Origin of the sequence: Streptomonospora halophila (assembly GCF_039542725.1) — a bacterium.
Lineage (GTDB): Bacteria > Actinomycetota > Actinomycetes > Streptosporangiales > Streptosporangiaceae > Streptomonospora > Streptomonospora halophila.
Map to the genome: position 1 here is coordinate 1 of NZ_BAABIK010000015.1, position 26,816 is coordinate 26,816.

Sequence of the window (26,816 nt, forward strand, 5' to 3'; positions counted from 1 at the left end):
CGCAAAGGGGGCGGAGCCGATCGATCGGCTCCGCCCCCTTTGCGCGCTTCCGCGGTCTCCCGGCCGCCGGCTGCGCCGCGCCACCGCGCCCGGCGCTGCCCCGGCGGTCTCAGAGTAGCTCGTCGTTGCCGAGCTCCTCGCGCGCGAGCCGCTTGATGCGGCGGACGATGAGCACCCCGGCGACCAGGACCGGGATCACGGCGAGCCAGAAGGCGATACTCGCCCAGCCGACGCCGATAAGCACCATGACCGCCAATGCGACCACGATGATCGAGGTGAACAGCGAGAAGTCGACGCGGTCCTGCTGGATCAGGACGCCGATCGGCGGTCGCGCCGCACCATGCCGGCCGCTCCCCATGCGCTCTTCCTTTCTTGCGGTGCGGGCACCGCGCGTACTCGTCCCGGAGTGCGGCTCCACGCGGGCGGCTGCGGGCCCGCGTCCCGGCACCCGTTCCCGGGGACACCGGCGCGCCGACGCGCCTGAGCCGCGAGCTGCGCGGCCACTCCGGATCGGGCCAAGCCTACGCTCAGTCACCACGTTCGTGAGGGGACTTCGCGGATCGGCGCCGCGGCACCGTCCGAGCCCCCGTTTCAGGTGAGAGTGAGAACAAACCTAGCGGACGAAACCGTGTTCCTTGGCCAGTCTGCAGACCGCCAGCACGCGCAGTGTCTCCCAGTCGTAGCCGTCGCAGGAGGAGTGCCAGCCCCGTTCGCGGCATCCGTCCATGAACCCGTCGAGGTAGCGGGAGAGGCTGATGCGGGTGATCGGTCCGCTGTCGGCGGCGATGGAATCGCGCACCGCGGCGGCGTGCTGGTCCAGCTCAGCGGTCATCCAGGGCTCCATCGTGTCGCCGAGGGGACCGAGCAGCCCGAACTCGCGGGAGAGCCGGGCCAGGGGGCCTTCGGCATAGAACCCAGGACGCATGGATGGCTACCTCAGCACAGGGGACGGAGCAAGAACGCGACCGACTATATACGAAACGAAGAGCAAATCGTGACGCGCCATTGTAAAGCCCACAAGACGGACGCCCTGGACACAGCCCCGCGCGCCGAGCGGGAACGGTGCCGGCCGCCCCGCCGCAGCGCTCCCGTCAGGTGCTCAGGCCCATCGCCTCCAGCCGGGCGGTGTGGGCCTCGGTGAGGTCGGCGAACATCCGGCTCACCATGGCCAGGTCGGCGGCTTCGGCCGCCTGGGCACGGTCCCCGTCCTCCGCGGCCTCCCGATCGGCGGCGCCGGAGTCCTCGCCCTGCGCGGCCGAGCGCATGCCCGAGGCCAGCAGCGCCGCCAGCTCCGGCCGGCGCGCGGCCACGCTCTGCGCCTGGCTGAGCGCCTCGCCCACGAGCCGGCGCGCCCACAGCGACAGGCGGCCGGCCAGCCTCGGGTCCTCGGCGATGGCGGCACGCACCTGCGCGGCGACGAACTCGGCGCGGCCGGACTCCACAAGGGTGTCGCGGACGATCGCGTGCGTGTTGGGATCGCACAGCTCGGCGACCTTGCTGTAGAAGTCGCCGGCGATGCCGTCGCCGACGTAGGCCTTGACCAGGCTCTCCAGCCAGCTCTGCGGCTCGGTGCGCGCGTGCCAGGCGTCCAGCGGGACGACGAAGGGCTCCATCGCCGCCTCGGGGTCGGCGCCCAGCTCGGCCAGGCGGTCGTGCAGCCGCCGGTAGTTGGCGTGCTCGGCGGCGGCGAGGTCGGCCAGCGCGCCCTTGCTCGCCAGGGTCGGCGCCAGTTCGGCATCGCCGGCCAGGCGGAAGAAGGCCACGAGGCGCGCGTAGGCCAGCAGGCCGAGCAGGTCGCTCGCACCTTCGGCGGCCGCCGGGGCGTCCTGTGCCGCGTCGGACGCGACGGGGTTCTGCTCGCTCACCGCGTCCCGCCCGTCGAGGAGCGGAACGGCCGCTGCACTGCCCTTCGAGCACGCGTGGTCATGGCGGACAGGCTACCGCCCCGGCGCGGCGCCGCGCCCCGGAGCCGCTCGAACGCCCGCCGGCGCACGCGTTCGCGAGGCGCCGGGCGGCGCTCGGGACTTTTCGCCGGCCCCCGCGCGTTGACCAGCACGGAGAAGGCCGCTCGGAAGACCGCTCGCGAGAGTGACGCCGTTCTGCCACTGCGTACGGAAACGCGGCATATCCAGCAGCAGAGCGGCGGGTTAGAATCGGTCGCAGTGGCCGCTAGGAGTCGGCCATCGCGCGGCGCCCTCGCCGCAGCCGTACCGCACCCAGCGGGCGCGGACGCGCTGCTGCAAGGCCGCGCGCGGCGGTCTCCACGCGGTTCCCCGCGCCGCCGCCGCGCGGTGTGCACCGCGGCGAACCATGACAACAACCGTCACCGGCGCCACGAACGCGAAGGTGAACGAGCGAGCGTCAGCGTCGACCGCCCGCAAGTGCCGGGACCGCCGGGACACTGCGGCGGGCTAAGGAGCGTGAACGTGCGGCGGACATGCCCTCACACGCCCACCCGTCAGCACCCGGCGGCCGCTGACGCCCGACGACAGGAGGCGGACGGCCCTGCGACGGTGCCGAACCGTGCCGCCGGGCCGCGCCGGGGACCCGAACCGGTCCCCGAGCCGCGCCGGCCGAGCCCCCCAGCGGGCACGTGCGCGAGGAGCGCCCTGCCCGCCCATCGGGCCACCGTCCGCCACACACCACGGCCACGAACGCAAGAACGGCCCGCCCAGAGGAGGCATGAGCCCTGACAAGCGCAGACACGAACGAAGAACGCCAGACGTTCCGCGGACTCGGAGTCGAACCCGAGATCGCGGACGCACTCGAAGCGGAAGGCATCGTCGAGCCCTTCCCCATCCAGACCCTCGCCCTCCCGCTCGCGCTCGCGAGCTCCGACATCATCGGCCAGGCCCGCACCGGCACCGGCAAGACCTTCGCCTTCGGACTCCCGCTGCTTCAGCGCGTCAAGGAGACGCCGGGTTCGTCCAAGAAGCCGCGCGCCCTGGTGGTGGTGCCGACCCGCGAACTGGCCATACAGGTCGCGGCCGACCTCGGCACCGCCGGCAAGCGCACCGGCGGGAGGATCCTGACCGTCTACGGCGGCCGCGCCTACGAGCCGCAGATCGACGGCCTCAAGGACGGCATCGACATCGTCGTGGGCACTCCGGGGCGCCTGCTCGACCTGGAGAACCAGAAGCACCTGAGCCTTCGGGACGTATCGGCGGTCGTGCTGGACGAGGCCGACAAGATGCTCGACCTCGGGTTCCTGCCCGACATCAAGAAGATCCTCAGTAAGATCCCCGACGAGCGCCAGGTCATGCTGTTCTCGGCCACCATGCCGAGTGAGATCGTCTCCCTGTCGCGCAACTACCTGCGGCGTCCCACCCACGTGCGGGCCGGCGACGACGACGAGCCGGGCCAGGCGCGCATCCTGGACATCTCCCAGCACGTCTTCCGCACCCACCCGATGGACAAGCCCGAGATGCTCGGGCGCCTGCTCCAGGCCGAGAACCGCGGGCTGACGATGGTCTTCTGCCAGACCAAGCGGGCCTGCGACAAGGTCGCCGCCGACTTGAAGGACCGCGGGTTCGCGGCCGCCGCCGTGCACGGCGACCTCGGCCAGAGCCAGCGCGAACGCGCACTGCGGGCCTTCCGCGCCGGCAAGATCGACGTGCTGGTGGCCACCGACGTCGCCGCACGCGGTCTGGACGTCGACGACGTCACCCACGTGGTCAACTACGAGTGCCCCGAGGACGAGAAGACCTACACGCACCGGATCGGCCGCACCGGCCGCGCCGGGCGCTCGGGCACCGCCGTGACCTTCATCAGCTGGCAGGAGGTCGCACGCTGGAAGCTGATCAACACGGCTCTCGACCTGCCGCACACCGACCCGCTCGAGACCTACTCCACCTCGCCGCACTTCTTCGAGGAGATGGGCATCCCGGAGGGCACGAAGGGCCGCCTGGCCGCCGACCGGCGTGAGCGCGCCGGCCTGGAGGCCGAGGAGGTCGAGGACATCGGCGACACCGGGCGGCACCGCACCGAACGCGGCGGCAAGGACGGGCGCGAGGAGCGCGGAAGCAAGGGCGGCGAGCGGCGCGGCCGCTCACGCAACCGGCGGCGCACCCGCAGCTCGGGCGGAGCGCCCGCGAGCGCCTCCGGCGACACCGGCAAGGCCGCCGAAGGCGGTTCCGGCGCCGGTGCCAAGCCCGAGCCCGACGGCGCTTCGGGCGGCGAGTCCCCGGCTCCCCGCCGGCGGCGGCGCCGGCGCACCCGCAGCGGAGTGGAGCAGCCCGGCAACGACCAGGCGCAGTAACCGCCGCACCCGCGTTCCGCGCGGCACAGGAGGCCGGAGCCGCCGACCGGGCGGCGTCCGGCGAAGCACGGCACCGGTCGCGGGCGCAAGGCCGCGACCGGGCACGAGGGAGCGGTCCGCCGACGGGGCCCGCGCCGGTTCCAGCGCGCACCGGCCCCGTCCCCCGGCGCCCCCGTACCGTACGGACAGCGCCCCGCGCGCCTCCGCGCGGCGCAAGCCCGTCCCCGCCGCTCCGGCGCCGCCCGCCCCGGCGGCAGCGTCCCCGAACGGCGCCCCGTCCCGGGTGCCCGCCCCGGTCCCGCACCGCGCCGGGGCTTCCCACCGCTCCCGGATCCCCCCATCGCGACTCCCCTCCCGCGACCGGCCGCCACCCCGCGGCGGCGATTCGCACCACACGCTCGTCAGGCGCGTTCCGTCCGCATCTGCGGTCGCACAGTGGCGCATATAGTGAGCCGACGTGAGTACTCCTCGTTTCCTGGGCCTCCCGCCCGGCGTCCGGAACACCACCGTCCGCACCCCCATGGGCAACGTCGCGGCTTTGCAGGCCACGCCGTCGGCCGGCGGTTGCGAACGGCAGCCGGCGCTGCTCGTCCCCGGCTACACCGGCAGCAAAGAGGACTTCATCGCGCTGCTGCAGACGCTGGCGGCCGCGGGGCGCTCGGTGACGGCGGTCGACCTGCCCGGGCAGTACGAGTCCCCCGGCTTGGTCGACCCCGGGGAGTACACCCGCGTCGGCCTGGGCGCGATCGTCGGCGAGGTCGCGCTGACCCTGGACGACGGCCCCGTCCACCTGCTCGGCCACTCCTTCGGTGGGCTGGTGGCCCGCGAGACCGTCATCTCGGCCGCGGTTCCGCTGCTGTCCTTCACGCTGATGAGCTCCGGCCCCTCGGCGATCGGCGGGGCCCGCGCCGTCGACGCCCGGCGGCTCGCGGACGCCATCGGCCGGGCGCGTACGCGCGAGCGCCTGGAGGAGATCTGGGCCGAGCACCTGGACGCCCCGACCCGCGCGAGCGGCGTCTCCCCCGAGATCCACGCCTTCCTGCGCGAACGCATGGTCGCCAACCACCCCGACGCGCTGGTGCACATGGCCGAGGAACTGCTCAACGCGACCGACCGCACCCCGGAGCTCGCCCGGTCGGCGCTGCCGATGCTGGTGCTCTACGGCGAGAACGACGACGCCTGGCCGCCCGAGGCGCAGTCGGCGATGGCCGGGCACCTGGGCGCCGAGCGGGTGGTCATCCCGGGCGCGGCCCACTCGCCCAACGTCGAGGCGCCCGAGACCACGGCCGAGGCCCTGACGGCGTTCTGGAACCAGGTCGAGTCCAAGGACCGCAGCGGCACCGCGTAGACCGGCGAGCAGGCCACCGGCCGGGGCCGCCGCGGCGGGTTCGGCCACGAACTCGCCCGCACGGGCCCGGGTGCAGGCCGCTCCCGGACATCTGCCGGACGCGCGTCGGGCAGAGCCGAGACGGCGGCAGCGGGGCGCGGGTGGTCTCCGCTCGCGGCCCCGCGCGTTTCCGGACGCCCGCGAGCCCGCCGGAGGCGGGACCGCGCACGGCGCCGGTCGGACGCCGCGGCCCGCACCCCGGCGGGGATCAGTGCGTGGAGACCCAGGTGTCGAAGTTGTCCGACTCCGCGCCCACGGACGTCTCGGCGCCGCTGTCGGGCAGGACGCGGGTGTCGGGCGGCAGCGTCAGGATCATCTCGCCGATGGAGTGCAGCTGCTGGGTGTAGTCGATGTAGCCGCCGGCGACGGTGCCGACCTCGCCCTTGCGCAGCGAGTCGCCGGTGAAGACGACGCCCTTTTCGGCGACGTAGTAGGCGACGCTTCCGACGGAGGTGCCCGGGATCGGCAGGATGTCGACCTCGATGTCGCCGGCCTTCAGCGAGCCGCCGCCCTCGACCTCCAGGTCGGGGCGGTGCTCGGCGCCGTGCAGGCGCCGCCAGGGCCGCAGCTCGCGCCGGTGCAGGGCGATCGGCGCCTCGTCGCGCTCGGCGACCTCGATGGCGGCCGCGATGTGGGTGTTGTAGCCGTTGGTGCAGGCCACCAGGTACACCTCGCGGTCGCCCACGGCCTCCATGATCGCCTCGGCGTCGTGCGCCGGGTCGATCACCACGACGCCCTCGTCGTCGGCGTCGACGATCCAGGTGTTGCTGACGACGTCGACCTCCTGGTCCTCGGCCTTGAGCACGCCGATGGTGCGGACGCGCTGCACACCCTCCTCGTCGCGCTCGGACACGCCGGCGGTCTCGGGCTCGTCCTCGTCGGCGAACAGCGGCTTCCCGCCCGCGACGACCGGGGCGGCGTCGTCGGCCTCCTCGCGGTCGCCGTCCTCGTCGGAGGCGTCCTCGTCCTCGTCCTCGTCCTCCGCGGCGTCCGCCTTCGGGTCCGTCGCGCCCGTGTCCTCGTCGGACTCTCCGGCCTTCGTCGACGCTTGCGCGGAGCCCTTCCCCGCGGGAGCGTTCTCGGCGTCCTCGTCCGCCGCCGCCTCGCCGCCCCCGGAGTCCTCGGACTCGGTGCCCGCGGCCCCGCCGTCCGGCTTCGCGGCGGCGTCCTTCTTCGTCGCCCCGCCGGACTTCGCGGCCGTGTCCGGCTTGCCGGCCGCGGCGTCCGCCGTCTCCGCCGTCGCCGGCTCCGCGCTCTCGGCGGCGGCGTCGTCGGCGGTCCCGTCGGTGTCGGCGCCCTTGGTTGCTACCGACGCCGCACCGGGCTCCCCGGCCTCCTCGCCGTCCTTCTTCTTGCCCTTCCGCTTCCAGAACACGGTGCCGACCCTTCGCTGTCCGTCTCGAACACTTGACTAACGGGACCATTGTCACCGCCACGCGGGCCACATCGGTACCCGCACCAGACGGCCGCCGATTATCCCATTCGGCGGCTAAACCGCCTATAAGACTTCTCAGCGCGGCGTTCGCGCCGCGCGGACCGCCTCATTCGGCGGTGATGGGAGCGGCTCCGGTCGCCGGTCGAATCAGGCGAGCGTACTCCTCGGGGGCGGTTTCGCGGCAACCGAGGCGGTGGCCCGTCAGCTCACCGTGGTCGTCGCTGGAACCGGTGACGGCCAGCTCCAACCGCTTCGCCACACCCCGCCAGAACGCGGCCTCCTCCTCGTCGTGCGCGGGGTGGTCGGCCTCGATTCCGCCGAGCCCGGCCTCAGCCATCTGCTCGACCAGCGCCAGGGGGACCGCGCCGTCGGGGGTCGCCTCACCGCGGGCCGGGTGGGCGACGGCGCACACCCCGCCGGCCGCGCGCACCAGCTCGACCGCCCTCAGCGCGTCGAGCGCGTAGCGCGCCACGTAGCCGGGGCGGCCGAACCCGATCCAGGTGTCGAAGGCTTCGGGCACGTCGGCGGCGGCACCGGCCTCCACGATCGCCCGGGCGATATGGGGGCGCCCGATGACGCTCTCGCCGGCGGCTCCCGCCGGCCCGTCACCCCCGGCGGGCACGCCCGCCAGCTCGCACACACGCTCCCAGCCGACGGCCACACCCGCGTTCCGCAACCGCTCGACCATGGAGCGGGCCCGGATGGCGCGGTCGTCGCGGATGCGCCGCAGTTCGGCCTCCAGTTCGGGGTGGGCGGGGTCGAAGAGGTAGGCGAGCAGGTGCACGCCGGCGCCCTCGTGCAGGCAGGACAGCTCCATGCCCGGGACCAGGGTGAACCCCGCAGGCAGGGCGGCCGCGGCGGCGGCGATGCCGGAGACGGTGTCGTGGTCGGTCAGGGCGAGGACGTCCAGACCGGCCTCCGCCGCGCGCCGGACGACCTCGGCGGGGGGCTCGGTGCCGTCGGACACCGAGCTGTGGGCGTGCAAGTCGATGCGCATCCGCCGATCATTCCACGCCTGCGCGCGACTCCGGCTGCCCGGCGCGACCGCCTAGGCGACGGGCTTCAGCGCGGAGGCGAGGAAGGGCGAGGGAGCGCCGAAAGGGGGCTCCAGCGCGGCCCCGCCGTCGTGGCGGTCGCGCAGGTCGCGCAGGTCGGTCAACTCGGCGATGAGCACGGCGGCGTCGGCGGGGCTGAAGACGACCCACAGCCAGTCGGCCATGGCCTCGCCCGCATAGGCCGCGCGTCCGCTGCCGGTGTCGACGCTCCACAGCGCGATGTCGTGGCCGTCGTAGCGGACCTTGGCGTCGGGCGGCCCGGAGCCGAACCCGGTGCCGGGATCGGGGCCGTCGAGCCCGGCCAGGCGGGCGCCGACGCCGATTCCGGGATCTTCGGCCACCAGCGCCAGCTCGCCGACGCCGCCCAGCGGAGCGGGCCCGGAGAGCGCGACTGCGGCCCCGAGCGCGCCGCTGCGCTCGTCGCCGGCGTCGGCGAAGCCGGTGACGAGCCATCCCGCGGGAAGCGGCCACGGCAGCCAGACCGGCACCTGGGTGAAGTCGAGCAGGACCTCCAGGGAGGCGCTGCCGGGTGCCCGCACGGGGTTCAGCGGGGCGACGGGGCCGTGGGCGTCACACTGCCACGCACTCGACCACAGTCCCGGCGGGTGGACGGCGCGTCCGCAACGGGGGCACGACGGATCCGACTTCATGACTGCCGGGAGGATACCCGTGCCCACAGTGGGGAAACGCGGTCGGGGGGACGCTGCGGCACCCGCGTTGCCCGTGTCGCCACAGGTGGAGGCGCGACGTCCGCTGCCCCGCGCGGCGCCCGTGGTGCGGCCGTTCGCCGCGCCGGGCGCAGCGGGGCGCAGTCCGCTATCCGCCGGAGCCCGGCGCCGTCCACGGCGATCCGCCGCCCGGGCCGCCGGAGGGACCCTGGGGATACCCCGACCGCCACTGCGCGGGGCCCGGTACCCGGTCGGCCTGGCGCTCCCAGCCGGGGTGCGCGGGCTGCTCAAGCTGCCACGGCGCGGAGGGGGGCTGAGCGCCCCACTCGGGAAGCGCGGCAGAGGCACCGGCGGTGTTCCGGTCGCCCTCGTCATCGGCGACGGTCCGGCGCACGCCCAGCCGCCGGGCCAGCCACACCACCGCGGCGCAGTAGAGGGCGACCTCGATCGAGGTGCTGAGGACGCCCTGCCAGGAGCCGCCGCCGGTGGCCACCTGGTCGAGGGTGCCCTCGTAGGCGCTGATGGAGAAGGCGGTCAAATTGTGCAGGACGTGCAGCCCCAAGGCGGCTTCGAGGCCGCCGGTGAACCAGGTCAGCCAGGCCATGGCGAGGCCGAATACGGCGACGTCGGCCAGTCCCCAGCCGGAGTAGTCGTGCAGCAGGGTGAAGACGGTGCCGCTGAGCAGGATCGCCAGGAACGGCGTCCGCAGGAACCAGGAGATGTGGCTCGCCCCGCGCCGCTCGCCGGCTCCGGCGCCGATCGAGCCCACCGCCTGCATCAGGAAGCCGCGCAGCGCGATCTCCTCGGCCGAGGCCTGGAAGGGCACCAGCAGCACGATCAGCACGAGGGCTGAGACGAAACCGGGACCGCCCGCGTACTCGCCGATGAAGGGCGTGCCCGGCGAGGTGATCCGGTGGAGGCCGAACAGCACGGCGAAGGAGATCACCAGCGCGGGCACCGCCGGCGCCAGGCAGCACAGCAGCCAGCGCCACCGCATCCGTCCGGCCACCGAGAACAGGGTGCCCACCGGCCGCCGCTGCACCGTCCAGGCGGCGGCGAAGACGATGGGCGCCATCGTGGCGACGACGACCAGTTGCAGCACCAGGTTGGCCAGCGGCGAGCGGAAGACGTCGTCACCGGTGCCCTGGATGCCGGCGACCACGGCGACCACCACCGCGGCGGTGGCCATGATGAGCTGCACGACCACGATCGCCAGCACCGCGGCGAGGACGGCCAGCGGCGGCATCCACCAGCGGTGGCGGCGGGTGCGTGCGAGTCGGTGGTAGGGGGCCCCGGCGGGCGGCGGGACGGTCCCCGAGGGGCCGCGGCGCGGCTGAGCCGGCGGCGGCCACGCCCAAGCGGAGGAGGTGTGCACCTCGTCCCGGCTCGCCGCCGGCGGCCAGGCCCAGACCTGCTCATGCTGGTGCGCCGACCCGTCCGGGCCGATGGGCCCCTGCGGTTCAGACGACCAGGACGAGCCGGGTGGCGGCGGCGAGTTTCTCATCGTTTGCCGAGATTACCCTCCGAGGTTGTATTGGCCGTGTTAAGAACGCACAGACACCACCCGATTACCGCATCCGACCTGGGCGGACTCCGGTCCCGGCGCTCGCCGCGCGCCCCGCCCGCGCGGCACCGGCCGCCCGGTACGGGCCCCGCCGGCGCCGGGCGCACTCCGCGGAGCAGGCCGGGGGCGCTGCCGGCGCCGCGCCGAGAGGGCGGTTACCGGCCGGTACTCCAGTCCCGAAGCTGGTGAGTTACGTCACATCCGAGGCGCGCGCTGCACCGCACACCCCTCCGCACGGGCGCGATCCCCTCCCGGCGCGCGGCGGCGGCCGCCCGTCCGGGGGGCGGCCGCGGAATCGGGCTGCGCAGGGAGTCGGGGTCTCCGGACCTTCTTGCATACCATGGGGACATGTCCTCCACACCCACCACCGAGCTGGTGAACGCGGCTCTGGCGACCGTCCAGGACCCCGAGATCCACCGCCCCATCACCGATCTCGACATGGTCAAGAGCGTCGAGGTCGCCGACGGCGGTGTCGTACACGTCGGCATCTACCTCACGGTGGCCGGTTGTCCCATGAAGGGGCGGATCGAGAGCGACGTCACCAACGCCGTATCCAAGGTCGAGGGCGTCACCCGGGTGACCGTCGAGCTCGACGTCATGAGCGACGAACAGCGCAAGGCCCTGCAGACCAAGCTGCGGGGCGGGCAGGCGGAGAAGGAGATCCCCTTCGCCAAGCCCAACTCGCTGACGAAGGTCTATGCGGTCGCCTCAGGCAAGGGCGGCGTGGGCAAGTCGTCGGTGACCGTGAACCTCGCGGCGGCGATGGCCGACCTCGGGCACAAGGTCGGCGTGGTCGACGCCGACATCTACGGCCACTCGGTGCCGCGGATGCTCGGTGTCTCCGGCCACCCCACCAAGGTCGAGGACATGATCATGCCGCCGACCGCACACAACATCAAGGTCATCTCGGTCGGCATGTTCACCCAGGGCAACCAGCCCGTGGTGTGGCGCGGCCCGATGCTGCACCGCGCGCTGCAGCAATTCCTCGCCGACGTCTTCTGGGGCGACTTGGACATCCTGCTGATGGACCTGCCCCCAGGGACCGGCGACATCGCCATCTCGGTGGCCCAGCTGCTGCCCGGCGCCGAGATCCTCGTCGTCACCACGCCGCAGCAGGCCGCGGCCGAGGTCGCCGAGCGGGCCGGGGCCATCTCCGCCCAGACCCACCAGCGCGTCGCGGGCGTCATCGAGAACATGTCCTACTTCGTCGCGCCCGGCACCGAGGAGCGCACCCGCCTCTTCGGCGAGGGCGGCGGCCGGAGCGTGGCCGACGGCCTGACCAAGGCCCTCGGCGCCGAGGTGCCGCTGCTGGGCGAGGTCCCCCTGGACATGCGCCTGCGCGAGGGCGGCGACGCCGGCCAGCCGCTCGTGCTCAGCGAGCCCAACACCGAGGTCTCGCGGCTCCTGCGCGGGATCGCCGAGGACCTCGTCGGCAAGCCGCGCGGGCTGTCGGGCATGCAGCTCGGCGTCACGCCCATCGGGGGCGGCCGGTAGCTCCACGGACCGCTCCACCGACCCCGCCGGGGGCCGCCGTCGCCGACGGCGGCCCCCGGCTTTGCTGTCGGCCGGTCTCTTTCGAGCGGCGCGCGTACGCCCACAGGACGCGCGGGCGCGCTCCGCCCGCGCCCCGGCGCCCCGGCGCCCGCCGGTAGCATCGGAGGCCGCCGCGGCCCGCCGACCGGGCGGAGCCGCGGCGCCGCCGACACCGACGCTCCGGAGGTCCCGTTGCCCGAGCCCGCGGACACCGTCCGCTTCCGGCAGTGGCTCGCCGTCGCCGCCGAGGAGGCGCGCGCCGGGCTCGACGAGGGCGGCGTCCCCATCGGCGCCGCGCTGATCGGCCGCGACGGCGCGGTCCTGGGGCGCGGCCGCAACCGCCGGGTGCAGGACGGCGACCCGTCGGCGCACGCCGAGACCGCGGCGTTCCGCGCCGCGGGACGCCAGCGCGGCTACACCGGCACGACCATGGTCACCACGCTCTCCCCCTGCTGGTTCTGCAGCGGCCTGGTGCGCCAGTTCGGGATCTCGCGCGTGGTCGTCGGCGAGTCGCGCACGTTCACCGGCGGACACGGCTGGCTGGCCGAGCACGGCGTGGCTGTCACGGTGCTCGACGACCCCGACTGCGCGGCCATGATGGCGGAGTTCGTCCGCGACCGCCCCGACCTGTGGAACGAGGACATCGGCGCGGCCACCGACGGCTAGCTGTACTCGGTCATGGCGTCGGTGGAAGGCGGCTCATCAGTGGGCGCATCGGCGCGATACGCCGGGTTCGGATGCGTCACTGGCCACGGGCGTCCCCGGTGGCGGACGCGCTGGACGATGAGCCTTCGCCCGCAGGCGGTCAGGCGTGCGCCGGCGTGGGCCGCGACGACCTCCAGTGGTGTGCGGACGGCCGCCTCAACTCCACTGGAGGTCGTCGTTGTGGACCAACGGACAACGCCGATGTGTCATCAACCCGATGGCCGAGCACGGCGGGATCGTTGCTGGGAGTTGTCGGGCGCCCGGGATCGATGGTCATAAGCGGTCAGGGACCGCTTGACCGGGGCGCCGATCAGCCGGTTGTGCCGGATCGCCGCGTTGAGCGCGCAGATGCGCCGGCACACCCGCGCCCACAGGCCCTCGGTGGTGCGGGCGGCGTGGCGTTCCAGCCCGAGCCGGCTCTTCAGCCCCAGGCATATCGGCCGCGGTTCCCCTTCAGCGAAGGTCGCCGCTGATCACCCACAGGTGTCCGAACGGGTCTCTGACCCTGCCCTGGCGCCTGCCGTAGGGGCGGTTCTCGACCGGGATCACCGATTCGGCCCCCAGCCGCACCATGCGGTCCGCGGTCGAGTCCGGATCGGGCACCTCGGCCATGATGAGGACGGGCGAGCCGCCCGTCGAGCGGGGATCGTTCCACCCCCACTCCTCGACGCTCTGCGCCACGGCGAAGGCGGCGGACCCGAGGGTGATCTCGGCGTGGTTCACCACGTCGTGCTCATCGGCCGCCCGGAAGGCAAGCGTGGCGCCCAGCGCTTCGGTGTAGAAGCCGATCGCCGCATCGGCGTCGGATACGAGCAGCTTGGGACGGATCTCTGTGGTCATGTTCCGATGATCACGGCGAGGGGCGGCGCCAGCCTTGTAGATTCCGGCCCTCCTCGGCCAGCCATGCGGACGGTGTCGTGTGCATGAGATCCCGGAAGTCGCGCACCAGGTGGCTCTGGTCGTGGTAGCCGCTCTCGGCCGCCACCTGGGCCCAGGAGCCGGCTCCTTCGGCGGCCCGATCGACGGCGGCCGACAGGCGAGCGACGCGCGACGCGAGCTTCGGGCCGATCCCGAGCGCGGTGCGCATCACGTGCCGCAGGTGGCGCGGGCTCAGGTGCGCGCGCCGAGCCAGATCGTCCACGGGCACCCGCCCGGCACCGGCCCCGATGATCTTCAGCGGTTCGAGGGCGTCTCGGGAAACGGCGCGCCGGTCGGGCCGCTCCAGCCGCTCCAGGAGCCGGACCCGCATGAGCCGCTCCCGCTGCCCGGCCGTGCGGCCCGCCAGCTCCTCGCTCAGCCGGCGCAGCCACGGCAGAAGGGTGTCGGCGCCGACCCCGCCGGCGTCCACTTCGCCGAGCGGCACCCCGGTCAGGCGGTGCATGGCCAGAGGGGACAGCTCCACGTACACCGTCGGCTGGTGCGGCCGGAGGACCAGGGACGGGGTCGCCTTCCCGGGCCGCATCAGCCCCGCGACGACCGCCTGCATGCTGCTGGTGTGTCCGTCGTAGCGGATTTCGACGGGGGCGCCCAGGCTGAGGACCAGTCGGGTGGACAGCGCAGGCAGGGCTCTGTGCAGGCGCGGGGGGCCGGTGTGCTCACCCGCGGCGACCACACCGATACCGGCCTCGCGGCACGCGTGACCCAGCTCCACCCCTGCATTCTCGCATCGCCCGACCGGCCAGGGCCGGACGGGCGGGGGCGGGACGGTCGTCAGTCCGTGGTCGAGCCCAGGGTGATGTCGGTGGTGCGGCGCTCGCCGTCGCGCTCGTAGACGATCTCCACCCGGTCGCCGGCCTCGTACTCGCCGATGAGGCGGACCAGCGTGTCCGCGTCGGAGATGTCCCGCCCGTCGAACCGGATGACGACGTCGCCTTCGCGCAGGCCCGCCTCGTCGGCCGGGCCGCCGGGCTCGACCGCCGAGACGCCGCTCTGCCCGTCGGGGACGGCGATGCGCGCGCCCTGGTCGTAGCTCTCGTCGAGCAGCACGCCCATCTCGGCGCCGCCCTGCGAACCGGAGCCGCCCCCGCCCGCACCGCTGATGATGTCGTCGACGACGCCCTCGACCTCCGCCGAGGGGATCGCGAAGCCGAGCCCGATGCTGCCGCCCTGGCCGCCCTGCGCCCCGCCGCCGCCGAGGGTGGCGATCGCGGTGTTGACGCCGATCACCCGGCCCTGGGCGTCGACCAGCGGTCCGCCGGAGTTGCCCGGGTTGATGGCGGCGTCGGTCTGCAGGGCGCTGATGGCGGTCCCGCCGCCGGAGGAGCCCTCTCCCAGGTTCACGGGGCGGTCGACCGCGCTGATGATGCCGGAGGTGACGGTGCCCGCCAGGCCCAGCGGCGCCCCGATCGCGATGACCTCGTCCCCGACCGTCACCTTCTCGGAGTCGCCGAACTCCAGCGGCTGGACGTCCATGGGGTCTTCCAGGTCCAGCACAGCCAGGTCGGACTCGGGCCGGGTGCCGACGATGCTCGCGCCGCTGGTCTGGCCGTCGCTGTAGACGACCTCCATGTCGCCGCCCTGCAGCGCCGAGGCCACGTGGTTGTTGGTGACGACGTGGTCGTTCTCGATGACGAAGCCCGAGCCGTTCCCGCTCAGCGATGTGCCGCCGTCCTGGATGGAGACCACGCTGGGGCTGACGCGCTGAGCGACGCCCGCGACGGTGTCGGGGGCCCGGCTCGGGGCATCGGAGGGCAGGTCGGTGTTGAGCCGGGGCGAGGACTCGCCGGGCGAGGGGGCGGCGGTCTGCACACCCAGCGAACCGCCGAGGGCGCCGCCGACACCCGCCGATCCGACCGCCACCACCGCGACGACGATCAGCACCGCCCACAGCGGCATGCCGCGCCGCTGCTTCGGCGGCCGGGGCGGCGGGAAGCCGGGCGCGGGGAAGGGCCCGGCACCCCCCGGGTCGCCCGGTCCGCCGGGTGCACCGGGCGGCGGGGCTCCGGGACCGCCCATGCCGGGGACGCCGCCCTGCTGCGCGTAATGGGGGGCTCCCGGCGCCTGGCCGCCCGCGCCCTGGATCGGCCACTGGCCGGTTCCGGTCACGGGGGCGCCCGGGTGCTGAGGGGGGCGGGCCGCCCACGCACCCGCCGGCGGCGGACCCTGGGGAGGCTGCCACTGCTGCGCATAGGGGGAGTCGGGTGCCGCGCCCGCGCCCGCATCGGGCGGCGGGCCGGCGGGCCCGCCGGCCCAGGGGTCGGCCGACTGCTGCGGCGGTGCGGGCGGCTCGGCCTGCTGCTCACCGGTCCCGGCATCGGCGAACTGCTGCGGCGGAGCCGGCGGTTCGGGCTGCTGCTCAGCGGGGGGCGCGTCCGCGGGGGGCTGTGCGGCCTCCGGTCGCCCCTCCGCCGGGGACTGCGGGTGCGACCAGGTCTGGTCGGGCCCGCCGTCGGGGGAACGGGGTCCGGTTTCGTCGGTCATCCAACTCTCCGTCTGTCGCCGCCGCCCCAATGGTGGAGCAGTCCGCATAAACCGGCTGTTAGGTCCGCTGCCGGGCATCGCCACCGGCGGACCCTATGCCCCCCGGTGGGGGTTTCGCAGCGATTGGCAGCATGAGTCCGCCCATGACGGACCTTTCTGGACCCTACTGGCCGCGCTTCACTCGGTCACAGTCGCGGAGAGGTGGCCGAACCCCCGCAGGACCCGCGCCCAGAAGAGGAGCGGCTCCGCGTCGGGGAAGCCGTCGGCCGCCGCGTCGAGCAGACCCCGCGGCGCCTGGCCCATGGCCGTGTAGACGAAGCCGTCGGCGTCCCAAATCCGCTGCTGCCCGGTGCCGGACCCGCCGGCGCCGTCCCCTTTTACGACCTTCGGGGCACCCTCGCCGGTTCCTTCGGATCCGCCGGGAAGGCGCCCGCGCTGGGCGAACACCGAGACGACCGAAAGCCCGTCGGAGTAGGCCAGGTGGACCACGCGGCCGCCTTCGGCCGGCTTGGTCCAGGCCCGGACGAGGCGCAGGTTCCAGGACGGCCGCTCGGGAATGTGCCAGCCGCGCTCGCGCAGGTCCGCCAGCTCACTGTCGGAGAGGTCCTCGGACCACGGCTGCGCCCGCGCCGCCTTCGCAGCCAGCGGTTCGGGATCGCCGTCCACGCGCACCTCGACGAACTCGAAGGCGTGCACGAGAGCGCCGGAGTGGTCGCGGGTCTCCCGGCGCAGCGGCAGTCCCGTGGACCGGTCGATCCACATCCGCCCGGCGACGGTGCCGTCGGTCCGGCGCGCCTCCACCACGGTCGCCGGGCGCCCGCACATCCGCCCCGTTCCGGAGCGGGTCACCCGGTAGTTGGCGGCCAGCTGGTCCAGCAGCTCGTCGTCGGCCTTCGTCAGCGGCGGGGTCTCGCCGACCACCACCTCGCGGTCGGGGCGCGCTCCGCCGGAGTAGCGGTAGCCGGTCGCCTCGCCGGCCCGGTGCACGACGTCCACCAACCGGGAGTCGCCTCCCGCGTTCACGAGCTGCACGCCCTCGAAGGAGACCGATCGGGCCGAGTCGGACGCCCGGCGCAGCAGTGCCATGCCGTCGTCCTCGCCGGCGGCCGGCACGTCGTCGGCCCGGGCGGTGGCCGACCCCGGCAGCAGCACCAGGACGACCAGCGACAGGGACAGCAGGACGAGCGGGACCCTGACGGGCGGGCCGGAGCGCTGTGCCGCCCTCGCGGGCGGCGGGAGGCGGGAGGGCGCGCCGCCGTTCGACGGCCCCGCGCCCCTCACCGCGGTTCGGACGCCGGTGCGGAGGCCTTCGCCACCGCACCGGTCTCCGGGGCGCTGCTTTCGGGTTCGGGCACGGTGGCCTGGCGCGAGGTCACCGCGTGCTCGATGGCGTAGTCGTCGACGTTGGGGATGACGACCGGGGCGTCCTCGACGTCGCCGCCGACGACGAAGGCCGTCCCGAGCGCGACCGCCAGAACCGAGACCCCGGCGACCGCGTAGCGCGTGCGCTCCCAGCGCGGGCGCAGCACCGAGAGCGGGCGCTGCGGGCGCGGGCGGCGGGGGCGCGCCGGAGCTGGGGCCGGGGCCGGTGCCTCCTCGGCCACGGCAAGGGCGGTGTCGCCACCGAAGGCGCGGGGCAGCCCGCCGCCGATCGGTCGGCTGGAGCCCAGCGGCGGCATCGAGCCGAACCCGCCGGCGCCGCCCATGGGCGGCTGCGGGCCCTGTCCCGGCGGCTGCCCCGGCGGACCGCTCATCGCCGACAGGCGTCCCAGGAAGTCGGTGGAGGGCTCAGGGGAGTCGAGGCCGTGCAGGCGGCGCTTGAGGCCCCGCAGCATCTCGGCCTCGAACCGGCAGTTCTCGCAGGAGGCCAGGTGCCGCAGGACGCGGTCGCGCTCGGAGTGGCCGAGCTCGCCGTCGACCAGAGCGGACAGGCGCTCTTCCATGTGGTCCATGTTCACTCCACCTCCCCGATACTCGATTCGGCGCCCTGCGCACCGAGCGGGGACTCTTGAGCGGCCAGCCGCCGCCGGTGCTCCAGCGCCTTGCGCAGCTGGGCGCGTCCGCGGTGGATCCGGCTGCGCACGGTGCCGAGCTTGACACCCAGAGTCGCGGCGATCTCCTCATAGGACAGGCCTTCGATGTCGCACAGCACGACCGGCGCGCGGAACTCCGCGGGCAGGTCGTCGAGCGCGGCCTGGATGTCGGCGTCGAAGTGCCGGTCGTCGAACGACTGGGCGGGCGAAGGCTCGCGGCCCTGGAGGCGGTCGTCGGCGTTGTCGGAGAACCCCTCGAACCTGATGCGCTGCTTGCGCCGCGCGGTGTCGAGGAAGAGGTTGGTGGTGATCCGGTGCAGCCAGCCCTCGAAGGTGCCGGGGGTGTAGCTGGACAGCGACCGGAAGACGCGGATGAACACCTCCTGGGTGAGGTCCTCGGCGTCGTGCTTGTTTCCGGTGAGGCGGTAGGCCAGCCGGTAGACCCGGGCCGAATGGTTGCGCACGACCTCATCCCAGCTCGGCGGCTCCCACGGCTCGAAGTCCACGGCAGCGTCGGAGTCTGCCACCGCCACTCCCTTCGGATCGCGTGCCCTCGCAGCGGCGGCGAACCGCCTCTGCGACGTCAGACCGGTCGTGCTGGGGCCACCACCGGGCAGTCGGATTGTCGAATCGTCCCTACCCAGTTTGCAACGCCGCCACAGGGCGAATAAGTTCCCGGGGCCGCGAACACGCCGCGCACGCCCCTGGCAGGCTAGTCTGTGCCCTGGACCCGGTGGCGGGTGAGCACATCGGCACGCTGAGTGAGCCCGGGTGCGCCCGGTGCGTTCCGCGGTCCGCGCAAGCCGGCGCACGCCGCGTCCGCCATCCGGCCGAACCAGGTCCCGCGACGGGGCCGCCCGGCTCGGGCACCCAGGAAAGTCACACGCGGGGAGGCCGCCATCGCCAGCCGAGACGACACACTGGCCCACACACTGGCCCACATCGAGCAGTACGCCGTCGAGGACGCCACGCTGTCCTCGGCGCGCGAGACCGGGCAGCGGGCCGAGTCATCGCCGATCAGCGCCTCCGGCGGGGCTGCGCTGCGCTTCCTGGCCGCCTCGATCGGCGCCCGGGCCGTGGTCGAGGTGGGCACCGGGTGCGGCAGCTCCGGGATCTGGCTGCTCCGGGGCATGCGCGGGGAATCGGTGCTGACCAGCGTCGACATCGAGCCCGAGTACCAGGAGCTCGCGCGCGCGGCCTACCGCCGGGCCGGGTTTCCGGCCAACCGGGTGCGGCTGATCCTGGGGCGCGGCCTGCACGTGCTGCCGCGCCTGACCGACGGCGCCTACGACATGGTCTTCGTCGACGCCGAGCCCGCCTCCTACCCGGCGTACCTCGCCGAGGCGCTGCGGCTGCTGCGCGTCGGCGGGATCGTGGTGTTCAACAACGCCCTGGAGGCCGCCACCAGCTCCGACGGACCGCTGAGCGCGCCCGATGCGGGCACGGCGGCGGTGCGCGAGGTCGCCCGCCTGGTCCGCGACGACGAGCAGCTCATCCCGCTGCTGCTGCCGATCGGCGAGGGCCTCCTCGCGGCGATCCGCGAGGAGGCCCCTGCCGACAGCTGAGCGCCGGCCCCGCAGGAGGCGGCGCCGCGCTAGCCCGCAGCTCGGGCCGGGGCGACCGGCGGTTTCTCGCCCGACAGCCAGCGCAGCAGCAGCCGGGTGGAGAACCCGGTGCCGCCCTTGCTCAGCACGCCCTCGTCGCTCATTGAGCGCCCGGGACCGGCGATGTCCAGGTGCGCCCACGGCACGCCGCCGGTGAACTCGCGCAGGAAGAGCGCAGCCTCGGCGGCGCCCGGCCGCCCGTAGTCGCCGTTGCCGATGTTGGCCAGGTCGGCCACCCGGGAGTCCAGGCAGTCGCGGTACTCCTCGGTCAGCGGCAGCCGCCACACGGGCTCGCCGGATCGCTCCGCCGCCTCGCTCAGCGCGGCGGCGAGATCGTCGTCGCCGCTGAACAGGGCTCCCATACCGGTGCCGAGCGCCAGTTTCGCCGCGCCGGTGAGGGTGGCGACGTCGACGATGGCGTCCGGCTCCAGCTCGGCCACCGCGTAGCCGAGGGCGTCGGCCATGACCAGCCGACCCTCGGCGTCGGTGTTGAGCACCTCGACGGTGTGCCCGTCGTAGGTCGTGATCACGTCGCCGGGCCGCTGCGCCGAGCCCGAGAAGGAGTTCTCGGCGACGGCGAGCAGACCGGTGACGGCCACGCCGGAGCCCAGCCCGGCCAGCGCCGACATGACGCCGAGGACCACGGCGGCGCCGCTCATGTCGGTCTTCATCAGCTTCATGTTGTCGTTGGGCTTGAGGGAGAGCCCGCCGGTGTCGAAGGTGATCCCCTTGCCGACCAGGACGACGTGGCCGCCGGGGTTCTCGGGCCGGTAGTCCAGCCGCACCAGCCGCGGCGGCCGGTCCGAGCCGGCGCCCACGGCCAGGATCGAGCCGAAGCCGTCGCGGACGAGCGCACGCTCGTCCCAGATCCCGGCCGTCAGACCGGACTCCGCGGCGACCACTCCGGCACGCGCGGCCAGCCACGCCGGGTCCTTCTCGGCCGAGGGCGTGTTGATCAGGTCCCGGGCCATGCCGGTGGCCTGTGCCAGGGCCTTGCCGCGCTCGACCGCCGCTGCGGCGGAGCCGGAGTCGGCGCCGACCAGTTCGAGGGCCGCCACCGCCGCGGCGCCTGTGGCCGAGGAGGCCAGGGTGAAGCGGTAGGAGGCCAGCAGGACGCCTTCGACGAACGCCTCCACCCCCGCCGCACCGTTCTCGGCCGCCGCGTCCAGCAGCGCCACTGTGGTCGCCGCCGCTGTGTGGCCCCTGGCCGCGCGGGCCAGGGCGGCACCGGCGGCGCGCAGGTCGGCAGGGGCCGCCTCGCCGACGCCCAGCAGCACGACCCGCACGAGCCCAGCACCGAAGTCGGCGGGGAACTGCGCGATTTCACCCGGCTTCCCGGTCAGCTCGTAGTGCGCGACCAGGTCCGCGAGCGATGCGGGCAGCCGCGCGGCCAGTTCGGCCGGGTCGGGACCCGCGCCGACGGTGACGGCGGCCGGCGCCTCGCCGCGGACGACGGGGATGGCCACCAGATCGGCGGCCGAGTCGATGAGGGTGCCCGCAACTGGGCGGATCTCCGTAGCGATCGGCACGGATGCTCGCAATCGTGGGGTGGGGTCTCGGTGGAGCCGCGGCCCCGCGTCGCGGTGGCAGCGGCACGCTCGCGCGGCGGTCGGAGTCGCCGCCGGGCGGAGCGGCGGATCAGCCGACGACGCCGTCCAGGGCCTCCTTGAGCTCGGCGGCCTCGTCCGGCGTGAGCTCGACGACGAGTCGCCCGCCGCCCTCAAGCGGGACCCGCATGATGATGCCGCGGCCCTCCTTGGTGACCTCCATCGGACCATCACCGGTCCTCGGCTTCATCGCCGCCATGCCGTATCCCCTTTCATAGGAAGACTGCAGTGAATGGGCCGCTCGGGCGGAGATACCCCCTGCATCGGGGCGCCGGTCCGGTCGCGCCGCATCCGCGTGACTCAGGGAACGAATCACTGTTCTGCCATTATCTCGGTTTTGGGAACCGATTGGGAACGATCGGACAGTGCCGGGACCATCGGTCCCGAGGAATCCGAACAGTAAGGTTATAGCCGCAGCGCACTTTCGCGGTCGCGGGGACCGCGCCAGCAGCCGAACAGACCGGGAGATTGGCTTGTCCGAGTCAGACACCGCAGGCACCGCCGGCAATAACGCCGAAGCGGGCGACGGGAGAGCCGGTGCGGACACCGGCGACTCCGCTGTCAGCTACGAGCTCGCCGACGGCGTCGCCACGATCCGGCTGAACCGGCCGAAGGCCATGAACTCGCTGACCGTGCAGACCAAGCAGGCCCTGCTGTCGGCGATCGAGCGCGCCAAGAACGACACCGGGGCCCGCGCGGTGCTGCTCACCGGCAGCGGCAAGGCGTTCTGCGCCGGACAGGACCTGCGGGAACACGCGGAGAACCTCAATGAGGGCCGCGGACTCAACGGTACCGTCCGCGACCACTACAACCCCATCGTTTTGGGCCTGGCGCGCATGCCCAAGCCGGTCGTCGCGGCGGTCAACGGCACGGCCGCGGGCGCGGGCGCCTCGCTGGCCTTCGCCTGCGACCTGCGCGTCGCGGCCGAGAGCGCGTCGTTCCTGATGGCCTTCGCCAATGTCGGGCTGGGCTCGGACTCGGGCGCCTCGTGGACACTGCCGCGCCTGGTCGGCCACGCCCGCGCGATGGAGATGCTGATGCTCGCCGAACCCGTCCCGGCCGCGCGCGCCCTGGACATCGGCCTGGTCAGCAAGGTGGTGCCGGACGACGAGCTGGAATCGGCCGCACGGGAGCTCGCGGTGCGCCTGGCCGAGGGGCCCACGGTCGCCTACGCCACCATCAAGGCCGAGCTGACGTTCGGCTCGGGGCTGGACCTGGCCAACGCCCTGGAGATGGAGGCCAGCCTGCAGGACCAGTGCGCCGAGACACACGACCACCTCACCGCCACCGTGGCCTTCTTGAAGAAGGAGAAGCCGGAGTTCGAGGGGCACTAGCCGCCTCCCGCCGCGGGTGCGCTCGCCGCCGCGGTCCCCTCAGGAGAGGATCACGGCGATGACGATCCCCACCAGGACCACGACCAGGAGCGACGCACCCGCGACGATGCCGACGATCACGCCGGCCCCGCTGCCGCCGGAGGGCTTGGCCGGCGCGGTCCCGGCGGGGCCGTACGGCTGCTGGCCGCCGGTCTGCGGACCGGCGCCGACCGGCCCGTACGGCGCGGGCGCCTGCGGCCCTGAGACCGGACCGCCGGGGCCGCCGGGTCCCGGCGCGTAGGGGGTCTGGGGCCCGGACTGAGCGTGCGGCGGCGCGGCTCCGGCGGGACCGTAGGGCGACTGCGGGCCCGATGCGGGCCCCGAAGGCCGCTGCGGGGGCTGGGGCCCCGGACCCGGGGGAGCCTGTCCGCCGGTCGGGCCCGCCGCGGCTTGGGGAGCGTAGGGCGAGGGAGGCGGCGTCGCGGGCCCCGGACCGTAGGCCTGCTGCTGCCCCGGCGGCGGGCCGCCCGGCCCGCCGCCGGGTCCGGGCGCGAGCGGCGGCTGCGGGCCCGACGCGGACGCGGCGGGACCGGGACCGAAGGGCTGCTGGCCGCCGGTCGGGGGCATCGGAGCAGGCCCGCCGCCCGGGTAGGGGCGCTGCGGCCCGGAGGACGCTCCATGCGGCGGCTGCGAGGCGGCTCCCGAACCGGGCGCCGACCAGTCGCCGGCGGGCGGGTTCGGCCGGGGCGCGCCGCCGGTCGGTCCAGCGGGCGGCGGGGGCGTCTGCGGGCCGCTCGGCGCCGCGGGCGGGGTCTGCGCCGGGCCGTAATGCGGTCCCGTCCCCGGCGGGGGCGCGGTGGGCGGGAACGAGCGGAAGACGCCCTCGTCGCCGCCCGGCTCTCCGGCGCCGTGCGGCAGGCTGTCGCGCAGTTCGGCGGCGGTGCGCTCACGCGCCTCGGGAGCGGCCGCCGCGACCGCCCCGGCCGCCAGGGTGTGAACGGGCAGCGCCCCCGCTTCGCCGGCCGGGGTTTCGGGCTCCTCCGGTGCCGCCGCCGCGGGGTCGGCCATGGCCACGCCGAGCACGCCCATCAGCGTCTCGGCCGCCGTGGGCCGCTCGGCGGGGTCCTTGGCCAGGCAGCGCGCGGCGATTTCGCGCAGCCGCCCGTCGAGCGCGCCCAGCTCCGGCGGCTCGCTGGTGACGTTGTGCAGGACCTCGTGCAGCGAGTCCTGGCCGAACGGGCTCGACCCGTTGGCCGCGTAGACGATGGTCGAGCCCCAGGAGAACAGGTCGACCGCGGGTCCCAGCGCCTCGCCGGCGATCTGCTCGGGCGCCATGTAGGCGGGCGTCCCGGCGATCTGGCTGGTGAGGATGGCGGTGCCCTCCAGGGCGCGGGCGATGCCGAAGTCGATCACTCGCGGCCCGTCGGGGCCCATGAGCACGTTGCCCGGCTTGAAGTCGCGGTGCACGATCCCGGCCTGGTGGATGGCCGCCAGCGCCGTCAGCGTGCCCACCGCAAGCCGCTCCAGGGACGCGCCGCGCATCGGGCCGTCCCGCCGGACGATCTCGCGCAGGGTCGGCCCCTCGATGTACTCGCTGACGACGTACGGGGGGTCGGAGTCGATGTCGGCGGCCAGTACCTGGGCGGTGCAGAAGCGCGCGACCCGGCGGGCGGTCTCGATCTCCTCGCCGAGCTGCCGACGCAGCCCGGCGGCGTCGATGCCGTCGGAGTGCAGGGTCTTGACCGCCACGGGCGCGCCGTCGGAGTCGTCGTGGCCGAGGTATACGACACCCTGGCCGCCCTGCCCCAGGCGGGCGGTCAGCGCGTATCCGCCGATGCGCCTTGGATCGTCGTCTGTCAGGGGCTGGGTAGCGGTCATCTTCCCTCCACGGGCCGTGTTCCGCGCACAGCGGGCGCGCGGACCTCAGCGGCGCCCACCCTAACGGAGAGTCCCGGTGGAGGTCATCGGAGTACCGTCATGCGAGACGGCGGTCCAGCGGGCTTTGAGCGTACCTGCGGAGTCGCCGCTCTCCAGGACGAGCTCGGACTCGTCCACGCAGTTCTCCCCCGGGTCGTAGGTCTCGACGTAGTCGAACGAGAGGCGGTCGCCGGTGCGTTCGGTCAGGTCGAGGCTGCCGCGGCAGTCCAGGGTGTACCACTCCGAGACACCGCGCTCCTCGCCCTGCTCCAGCTTGACCTCGGCTCCCCAGTCGACGACGTGCTCGCCCTGCTCGTCGACCTGGCTCATCTCGCCGCGCCAGGTCCCCGCGTAGGACTCCGGCACGGACGAGCCGTCGGCCGTCGCCGCGTCCCCGCGCTGCAGCGCCCACACCGCGGCGGTGCCGAGGCCCGTTCCGAGCAGAAGCACGGCCAGTACGCCGACGATGAGGCTCCTGCGGCGCTTGGCGCTGTGGCGGGTGGAGCGCGGCGGCGGCCACAGCGACATCTGCCGGATCGGCGAGCCGCCGCTCTGCGGATCGGCGCCGTCCTCGTGGGAGGCGGAGCCGGGGGGGCCGCTCACCGCGGGCTCCAGGGCACGGCCCGCACGCGGGCTTTGGCTGTGATCATGGCGTTGACCTCCAAGGCGAACAGGCGCAGGTGTCCGCTCGCGGCTACAGCGACAGAGAATAAGCGACGCGTTCGGCCACCGTCGCCGACAAAAGGCGATGAGGCACACAGCAGATGAAATCCAGCCCCAAATCACCTATATCCGGCACGGAGACGAGGGGCCGTCGAGGGCCGGGGGCGGGCTGGATCGAACGGCGCGGCGAGCCGGTGCGAGGGCGGGACCGAACGGAGGAGCACGCGCCCGCCTCCGCCCCGCCGACCGCCCGGGGACAAGGCGGCGCCGGTTTCCGAGTGTGCAGCAGGAGCCTACAACGCGTCGGGCCGCGGCGCGGTTCCCGCGCGGGTCCGCCGTATCAGGCCGGGCGCGCCTTGTGGAACCGGCGGAAGCACCCGCCGAGGTGGTCGTCGACGACCCCCGCGGCCTGCATCGTCGCGTAGGCGGTGGTGGGACCGACGAACGTGAACCCGTGCCGCTTGAGCGCCTTGGCCAGCGCGGCGCTTTCGGGTGTGGAGGCCGGAACGTCGGTGACGCGGTCGGGCACCCGGTGGTCCTGCGGCGCGTGCTCCCACACGAGCGAGGCCAGTCCCGCGGGTAGGTCCAGCGCGGCCCGCGCGTTGCGGATCACCGCCTCGATCTTGGCGCGGCTGCGGATGATCCGCGCGTCGCCCAGCAGGCGCTCGACGTCGGCCTCGCCGTAGCGGGCCACGGTCGCGGGGACGAACCCGGCGAAGGCCTCGCGCAGGGCGGGGCGCTTGCGCAGGACCGTCAGCCACGACAGACCGGCCTGGAAGCCTTCGAGGCAGATCCGCTCGAACATGGCGTCGTCGCCGGTGATCGCCACGCCCCACTCGGTGTCGTGGTAGTCGAGCAGCTCCTCGCCCGCGAGCGCCCAGTGGCAGCGGCGGAGGCCGTCGGGGCCGGGCCGCGCGGTCGCGTCGTCCGCCGTCATCGGGCGCTCTGGCGCTGTGCCCCGGTGGCCTCGGACCCGCGGTCGGAGGCCGTCGCGCCGGAGCCGTCCGCGGCCGCCGAGCCGCCCTCGGAGCCCTCGCGGTCGTCAGGGGGTCCGGGGTCGTCGCCGTCCTCACCCGCGCCGCCGGACTCGCCCGGCCCGCCCGCGCCCGGCCGGTCGCCGGAACCCGCGGCGCCGCTCGGCGACGCGCCGCCCCGGGCGTGGGCACCCGTGCGGACGGCCGCGGCGCCGCCGGTGCGGTCGGGGGCCTCGGGCTCGCGCGGTGCGTCCCAGACCGAGCCGGAGCGCGGCCCGGAACCGGTCCCGGAACCCGTCCCCGGGGCGGTCTCGGGAGCGGCGGTGTCCGGCGCGGGCCGCCCGGTCTCCTGAAGGCGCCGCTCCAGGTCGGCGATCCGGGCGTCGCGCTCGGAAAGCGCGCCCACCACGCGGCGCAGCACGTCGTCGACCGCGCGCACGTGGTAACCCCACAGCGACAGCGGCAGCAGCACCCGGCTCACGTCGGAACCGGACAGCGGGCGGTCGGCGGGGAGGTCCAACGGCGGGTGGTCGGCCTCGAAGCGCGCCAGCTCACCGCCCTTCCCCATGACCACGAACGCCACGCCGGCGAGTACCGCCACCGCAGCGAGGGCGATCAGGACGCTGATGATCGGAGACATTAGCCTCAATGGTGCCACAACCGCGAGGGCTCGGCGCCGT

25 protein-coding genes and 1 pseudogene are annotated in these 26,816 nt (G+C 74.4%); 6 read left to right on the forward strand and 20 right to left on the reverse strand.

Going from position 1 to position 26,816, the window contains the following annotated elements:
* Window positions 1-109: 109 nt before the first annotated feature.
* From ABEA15_RS14045 to ABEA15_RS14055, 3 genes are all read right to left on the reverse strand, one after another.
* Window positions 110-358: a hypothetical protein gene (locus ABEA15_RS14045; protein WP_345556987.1), complete on the reverse strand. Its 249-nt coding sequence runs from the start codon at window positions 356-358 to the stop codon at window positions 110-112.
* Between the two features lie 255 nt (window positions 359-613).
* Window positions 614-925, reverse strand: coding sequence for a DUF6401 family natural product biosynthesis protein (locus ABEA15_RS14050; RefSeq protein WP_344142409.1), 312 nt, complete (start codon window positions 923-925; stop codon window positions 614-616).
* Between the two features lie 166 nt (window positions 926-1,091).
* Complete coding sequence (locus ABEA15_RS14055) at window positions 1,092-1,865, reverse strand: ferritin-like fold-containing protein (protein WP_344142410.1); 774 nt, start codon at window positions 1,863-1,865, stop codon at window positions 1,092-1,094.
* Window positions 1,866-2,779: 914 nt separating this feature from the next.
* Here ABEA15_RS14055 and ABEA15_RS14060 point away from each other — a divergent pair.
* A complete protein-coding gene (locus ABEA15_RS14060; protein ID WP_345557056.1) occupies window positions 2,780-4,258 on the forward strand; it encodes a DEAD/DEAH box helicase in 1,479 nt (492 codons plus the stop codon).
* A gap of 457 nt (window positions 4,259-4,715) precedes the next feature.
* The gene (locus tag ABEA15_RS14065) at window positions 4,716-5,606 is read left to right on the forward strand and encodes an alpha/beta fold hydrolase (protein WP_345556988.1); all 891 of its coding nucleotides are present in this window, start codon (window positions 4,716-4,718) and stop codon (window positions 5,604-5,606) included.
* Between the two features lie 247 nt (window positions 5,607-5,853).
* Here ABEA15_RS14065 and ABEA15_RS14070 read toward each other — a convergent pair whose 3' ends face one another.
* The 4 genes from ABEA15_RS14070 to ABEA15_RS14085 form a co-directional block, all read right to left on the reverse strand.
* Window positions 5,854-7,020, reverse strand: coding sequence for an MBL fold metallo-hydrolase (locus ABEA15_RS14070; protein ID WP_345556989.1), 1,167 nt, complete (start codon window positions 7,018-7,020; stop codon window positions 5,854-5,856).
* A gap of 166 nt (window positions 7,021-7,186) precedes the next feature.
* Window positions 7,187-8,077, reverse strand: coding sequence for a PHP domain-containing protein (locus ABEA15_RS14075; RefSeq protein WP_345556990.1), 891 nt, complete (start codon window positions 8,075-8,077; stop codon window positions 7,187-7,189).
* Between the two features lie 51 nt (window positions 8,078-8,128).
* On the reverse strand, window positions 8,129-8,785 hold the full coding sequence (locus ABEA15_RS14080; protein ID WP_344142416.1) for a DUF6758 family protein: 657 nt from the start codon (window positions 8,783-8,785) through the stop codon (window positions 8,129-8,131).
* Between the two features lie 166 nt (window positions 8,786-8,951).
* Entirely contained in the window at window positions 8,952-10,307 is a 1,356-nt protein-coding gene (locus ABEA15_RS14085; RefSeq protein WP_345556991.1) for a CPBP family intramembrane glutamic endopeptidase, read from the reverse strand.
* A 408-nt stretch (window positions 10,308-10,715) separates the two neighbouring features.
* On the opposite strand from ABEA15_RS14085, the gene ABEA15_RS14090 reads away from it, so the two are divergent.
* Both ABEA15_RS14090 and ABEA15_RS14095 read left to right on the forward strand, forming a co-directional pair.
* Entirely contained in the window at window positions 10,716-11,861 is a 1,146-nt protein-coding gene (locus ABEA15_RS14090) for an Mrp/NBP35 family ATP-binding protein (protein WP_345556992.1), read from the forward strand.
* Window positions 11,862-12,092: 231 nt separating this feature from the next.
* On the forward strand, window positions 12,093-12,566 hold the full coding sequence (locus ABEA15_RS14095) for a nucleoside deaminase (protein ID WP_344142419.1): 474 nt from the start codon (window positions 12,093-12,095) through the stop codon (window positions 12,564-12,566).
* A 308-nt stretch (window positions 12,567-12,874) separates the two neighbouring features.
* On the opposite strand, the pseudogene ABEA15_RS25645 reads toward ABEA15_RS14095, so the two are convergent.
* The 7 genes and pseudogenes from ABEA15_RS25645 to sigE form a co-directional block, all read right to left on the reverse strand.
* Window positions 12,875-13,030 (reverse strand): annotated as a pseudogene (locus ABEA15_RS25645) (IS982 family transposase); the annotation flags it as partial.
* A 28-nt stretch (window positions 13,031-13,058) separates the two neighbouring features.
* Complete coding sequence (locus ABEA15_RS14100; RefSeq protein ID WP_345556993.1) at window positions 13,059-13,445, reverse strand: VOC family protein; 387 nt, start codon at window positions 13,443-13,445, stop codon at window positions 13,059-13,061.
* 10 nt (window positions 13,446-13,455) lie between these two features.
* Entirely contained in the window at window positions 13,456-14,256 is an 801-nt protein-coding gene (locus tag ABEA15_RS14105) for a helix-turn-helix domain-containing protein (protein WP_345556994.1), read from the reverse strand.
* A 59-nt stretch (window positions 14,257-14,315) separates the two neighbouring features.
* Window positions 14,316-16,025, reverse strand: a complete 1,710-nt coding sequence (locus tag ABEA15_RS14110; RefSeq protein WP_345556995.1) for a S1C family serine protease — start codon at window positions 16,023-16,025, stop codon at window positions 14,316-14,318.
* A gap of 177 nt (window positions 16,026-16,202) precedes the next feature.
* Entirely contained in the window at window positions 16,203-17,306 is a 1,104-nt protein-coding gene (locus tag ABEA15_RS14115) for a sigma-E factor regulatory protein RseB domain-containing protein (protein WP_345556996.1), read from the reverse strand.
* Window positions 17,303-17,977: an anti-sigma factor family protein gene (locus ABEA15_RS14120; RefSeq protein WP_344142427.1), complete on the reverse strand. Its 675-nt coding sequence runs from the start codon at window positions 17,975-17,977 to the stop codon at window positions 17,303-17,305. Before ABEA15_RS14120 ends, ABEA15_RS14115 begins: the two co-directional genes overlap by 4 nt.
* Before the next feature lie 2 nt (window positions 17,978-17,979).
* Complete coding sequence (gene sigE, locus ABEA15_RS14125; RefSeq protein WP_344142428.1) at window positions 17,980-18,591, reverse strand: RNA polymerase sigma factor SigE; 612 nt, start codon at window positions 18,589-18,591, stop codon at window positions 17,980-17,982.
* Between the two features lie 408 nt (window positions 18,592-18,999).
* Here sigE and ABEA15_RS14130 point away from each other — a divergent pair, with 408 nt between their 5' ends.
* Window positions 19,000-19,623 carry an O-methyltransferase gene (locus ABEA15_RS14130; RefSeq protein ID WP_344142463.1) on the forward strand — a complete coding sequence of 208 codons (624 nt, stop codon included), beginning with the start codon at window positions 19,000-19,002 and terminating at the stop codon, window positions 19,621-19,623.
* A 29-nt stretch (window positions 19,624-19,652) separates the two neighbouring features.
* On the opposite strand, the gene ABEA15_RS14135 is transcribed toward ABEA15_RS14130, so the two are convergent.
* Both ABEA15_RS14135 and ABEA15_RS14140 read right to left on the reverse strand, forming a co-directional pair.
* Window positions 19,653-21,191 (reverse strand): leucyl aminopeptidase, encoded by a 1,539-nt coding sequence (locus ABEA15_RS14135; protein ID WP_345556997.1) that lies wholly within the window; start codon window positions 21,189-21,191, stop codon window positions 19,653-19,655.
* Window positions 21,192-21,300: 109 nt separating this feature from the next.
* Window positions 21,301-21,468: a DUF3117 domain-containing protein gene (locus ABEA15_RS14140; RefSeq protein ID WP_084722758.1), complete on the reverse strand. Its 168-nt coding sequence runs from the start codon at window positions 21,466-21,468 to the stop codon at window positions 21,301-21,303.
* A 418-nt stretch (window positions 21,469-21,886) separates the two neighbouring features.
* Between ABEA15_RS14140 and ABEA15_RS14145 the strand changes: the two genes are divergently transcribed.
* Window positions 21,887-22,603, forward strand: a complete 717-nt coding sequence (locus ABEA15_RS14145; protein ID WP_425579399.1) for an enoyl-CoA hydratase-related protein — start codon at window positions 21,887-21,889, stop codon at window positions 22,601-22,603.
* 39 nt (window positions 22,604-22,642) lie between these two features.
* Here ABEA15_RS14145 and ABEA15_RS14150 read toward each other — a convergent pair whose 3' ends face one another.
* From ABEA15_RS14150 to ABEA15_RS25650, 4 genes are all read right to left on the reverse strand, one after another.
* Window positions 22,643-24,460 (reverse strand): serine/threonine-protein kinase, encoded by a 1,818-nt coding sequence (locus ABEA15_RS14150; protein ID WP_345556999.1) that lies wholly within the window; start codon window positions 24,458-24,460, stop codon window positions 22,643-22,645.
* Window positions 24,461-24,520: 60 nt separating this feature from the next.
* Window positions 24,521-25,102, reverse strand: coding sequence for a hypothetical protein (locus tag ABEA15_RS14155; RefSeq protein ID WP_425579396.1), 582 nt, complete (start codon window positions 25,100-25,102; stop codon window positions 24,521-24,523).
* Between the two features lie 400 nt (window positions 25,103-25,502).
* Entirely contained in the window at window positions 25,503-26,099 is a 597-nt protein-coding gene (locus ABEA15_RS14160; RefSeq protein ID WP_345557000.1) for a DNA-3-methyladenine glycosylase I, read from the reverse strand.
* The gene (locus tag ABEA15_RS25650; RefSeq protein WP_425579397.1) at window positions 26,096-26,776 is read right to left on the reverse strand and encodes a hypothetical protein; all 681 of its coding nucleotides are present in this window, start codon (window positions 26,774-26,776) and stop codon (window positions 26,096-26,098) included. The genes ABEA15_RS14160 and ABEA15_RS25650 overlap by 4 nt, the downstream gene beginning before the upstream one ends.
* Window positions 26,777-26,816: the final 40 nt, after the last annotated feature.

What these genes read in the sequence shown, in the direction of transcription:
- ABEA15_RS14145 (WP_425579399.1), top strand. Translation starts at nt 21,887, where the DNA reads ATGAACTCGCTGACCGTGCAGACCAAGCAGGCCCTGCTGTCGGCGATC.
- ABEA15_RS25650 (WP_425579397.1), bottom strand. Translation starts at nt 26,776, where the DNA reads ATGTCTCCGATCATCAGCGTCCTGATCGCCCTCGCTGCGGTGGCGGTA.
- ABEA15_RS14080 (WP_344142416.1), bottom strand. Translation starts at nt 8,785, where the DNA reads ATGAAGTCGGATCCGTCGTGCCCCCGTTGCGGACGCGCCGTCCACCCG.
- ABEA15_RS14100 (WP_345556993.1), bottom strand. Translation starts at nt 13,445, where the DNA reads ATGACCACAGAGATCCGTCCCAAGCTGCTCGTATCCGACGCCGATGCG.
- ABEA15_RS14090 (WP_345556992.1), top strand. Translation starts at nt 10,716, where the DNA reads ATGTCCTCCACACCCACCACCGAGCTGGTGAACGCGGCTCTGGCGACC.
- ABEA15_RS14085 (WP_345556991.1), bottom strand. Translation starts at nt 10,307, where the DNA reads ATGAGAAACTCGCCGCCGCCACCCGGCTCGTCCTGGTCGTCTGAACCG.
- ABEA15_RS14160 (WP_345557000.1), bottom strand. Translation starts at nt 26,099, where the DNA reads ATGACGGCGGACGACGCGACCGCGCGGCCCGGCCCCGACGGCCTCCGC.
- ABEA15_RS14110 (WP_345556995.1), bottom strand. Translation starts at nt 16,025, where the DNA reads ATGACCGACGAAACCGGACCCCGTTCCCCCGACGGCGGGCCCGACCAG.
- ABEA15_RS14075 (WP_345556990.1), bottom strand. Translation starts at nt 8,077, where the DNA reads ATGCGCATCGACTTGCACGCCCACAGCTCGGTGTCCGACGGCACCGAG.
- ABEA15_RS14120 (WP_344142427.1), bottom strand. Translation starts at nt 17,977, where the DNA reads ATGGACCACATGGAAGAGCGCCTGTCCGCTCTGGTCGACGGCGAGCTC.
- ABEA15_RS14050 (WP_344142409.1), bottom strand. Translation starts at nt 925, where the DNA reads ATGCGTCCTGGGTTCTATGCCGAAGGCCCCCTGGCCCGGCTCTCCCGC.
- ABEA15_RS14045 (WP_345556987.1), bottom strand. Translation starts at nt 358, where the DNA reads ATGGGGAGCGGCCGGCATGGTGCGGCGCGACCGCCGATCGGCGTCCTG.
- ABEA15_RS14150 (WP_345556999.1), bottom strand. Translation starts at nt 24,460, where the DNA reads ATGACCGCTACCCAGCCCCTGACAGACGACGATCCAAGGCGCATCGGC.
- ABEA15_RS14140 (WP_084722758.1), bottom strand. Translation starts at nt 21,468, where the DNA reads ATGGCGGCGATGAAGCCGAGGACCGGTGATGGTCCGATGGAGGTCACC.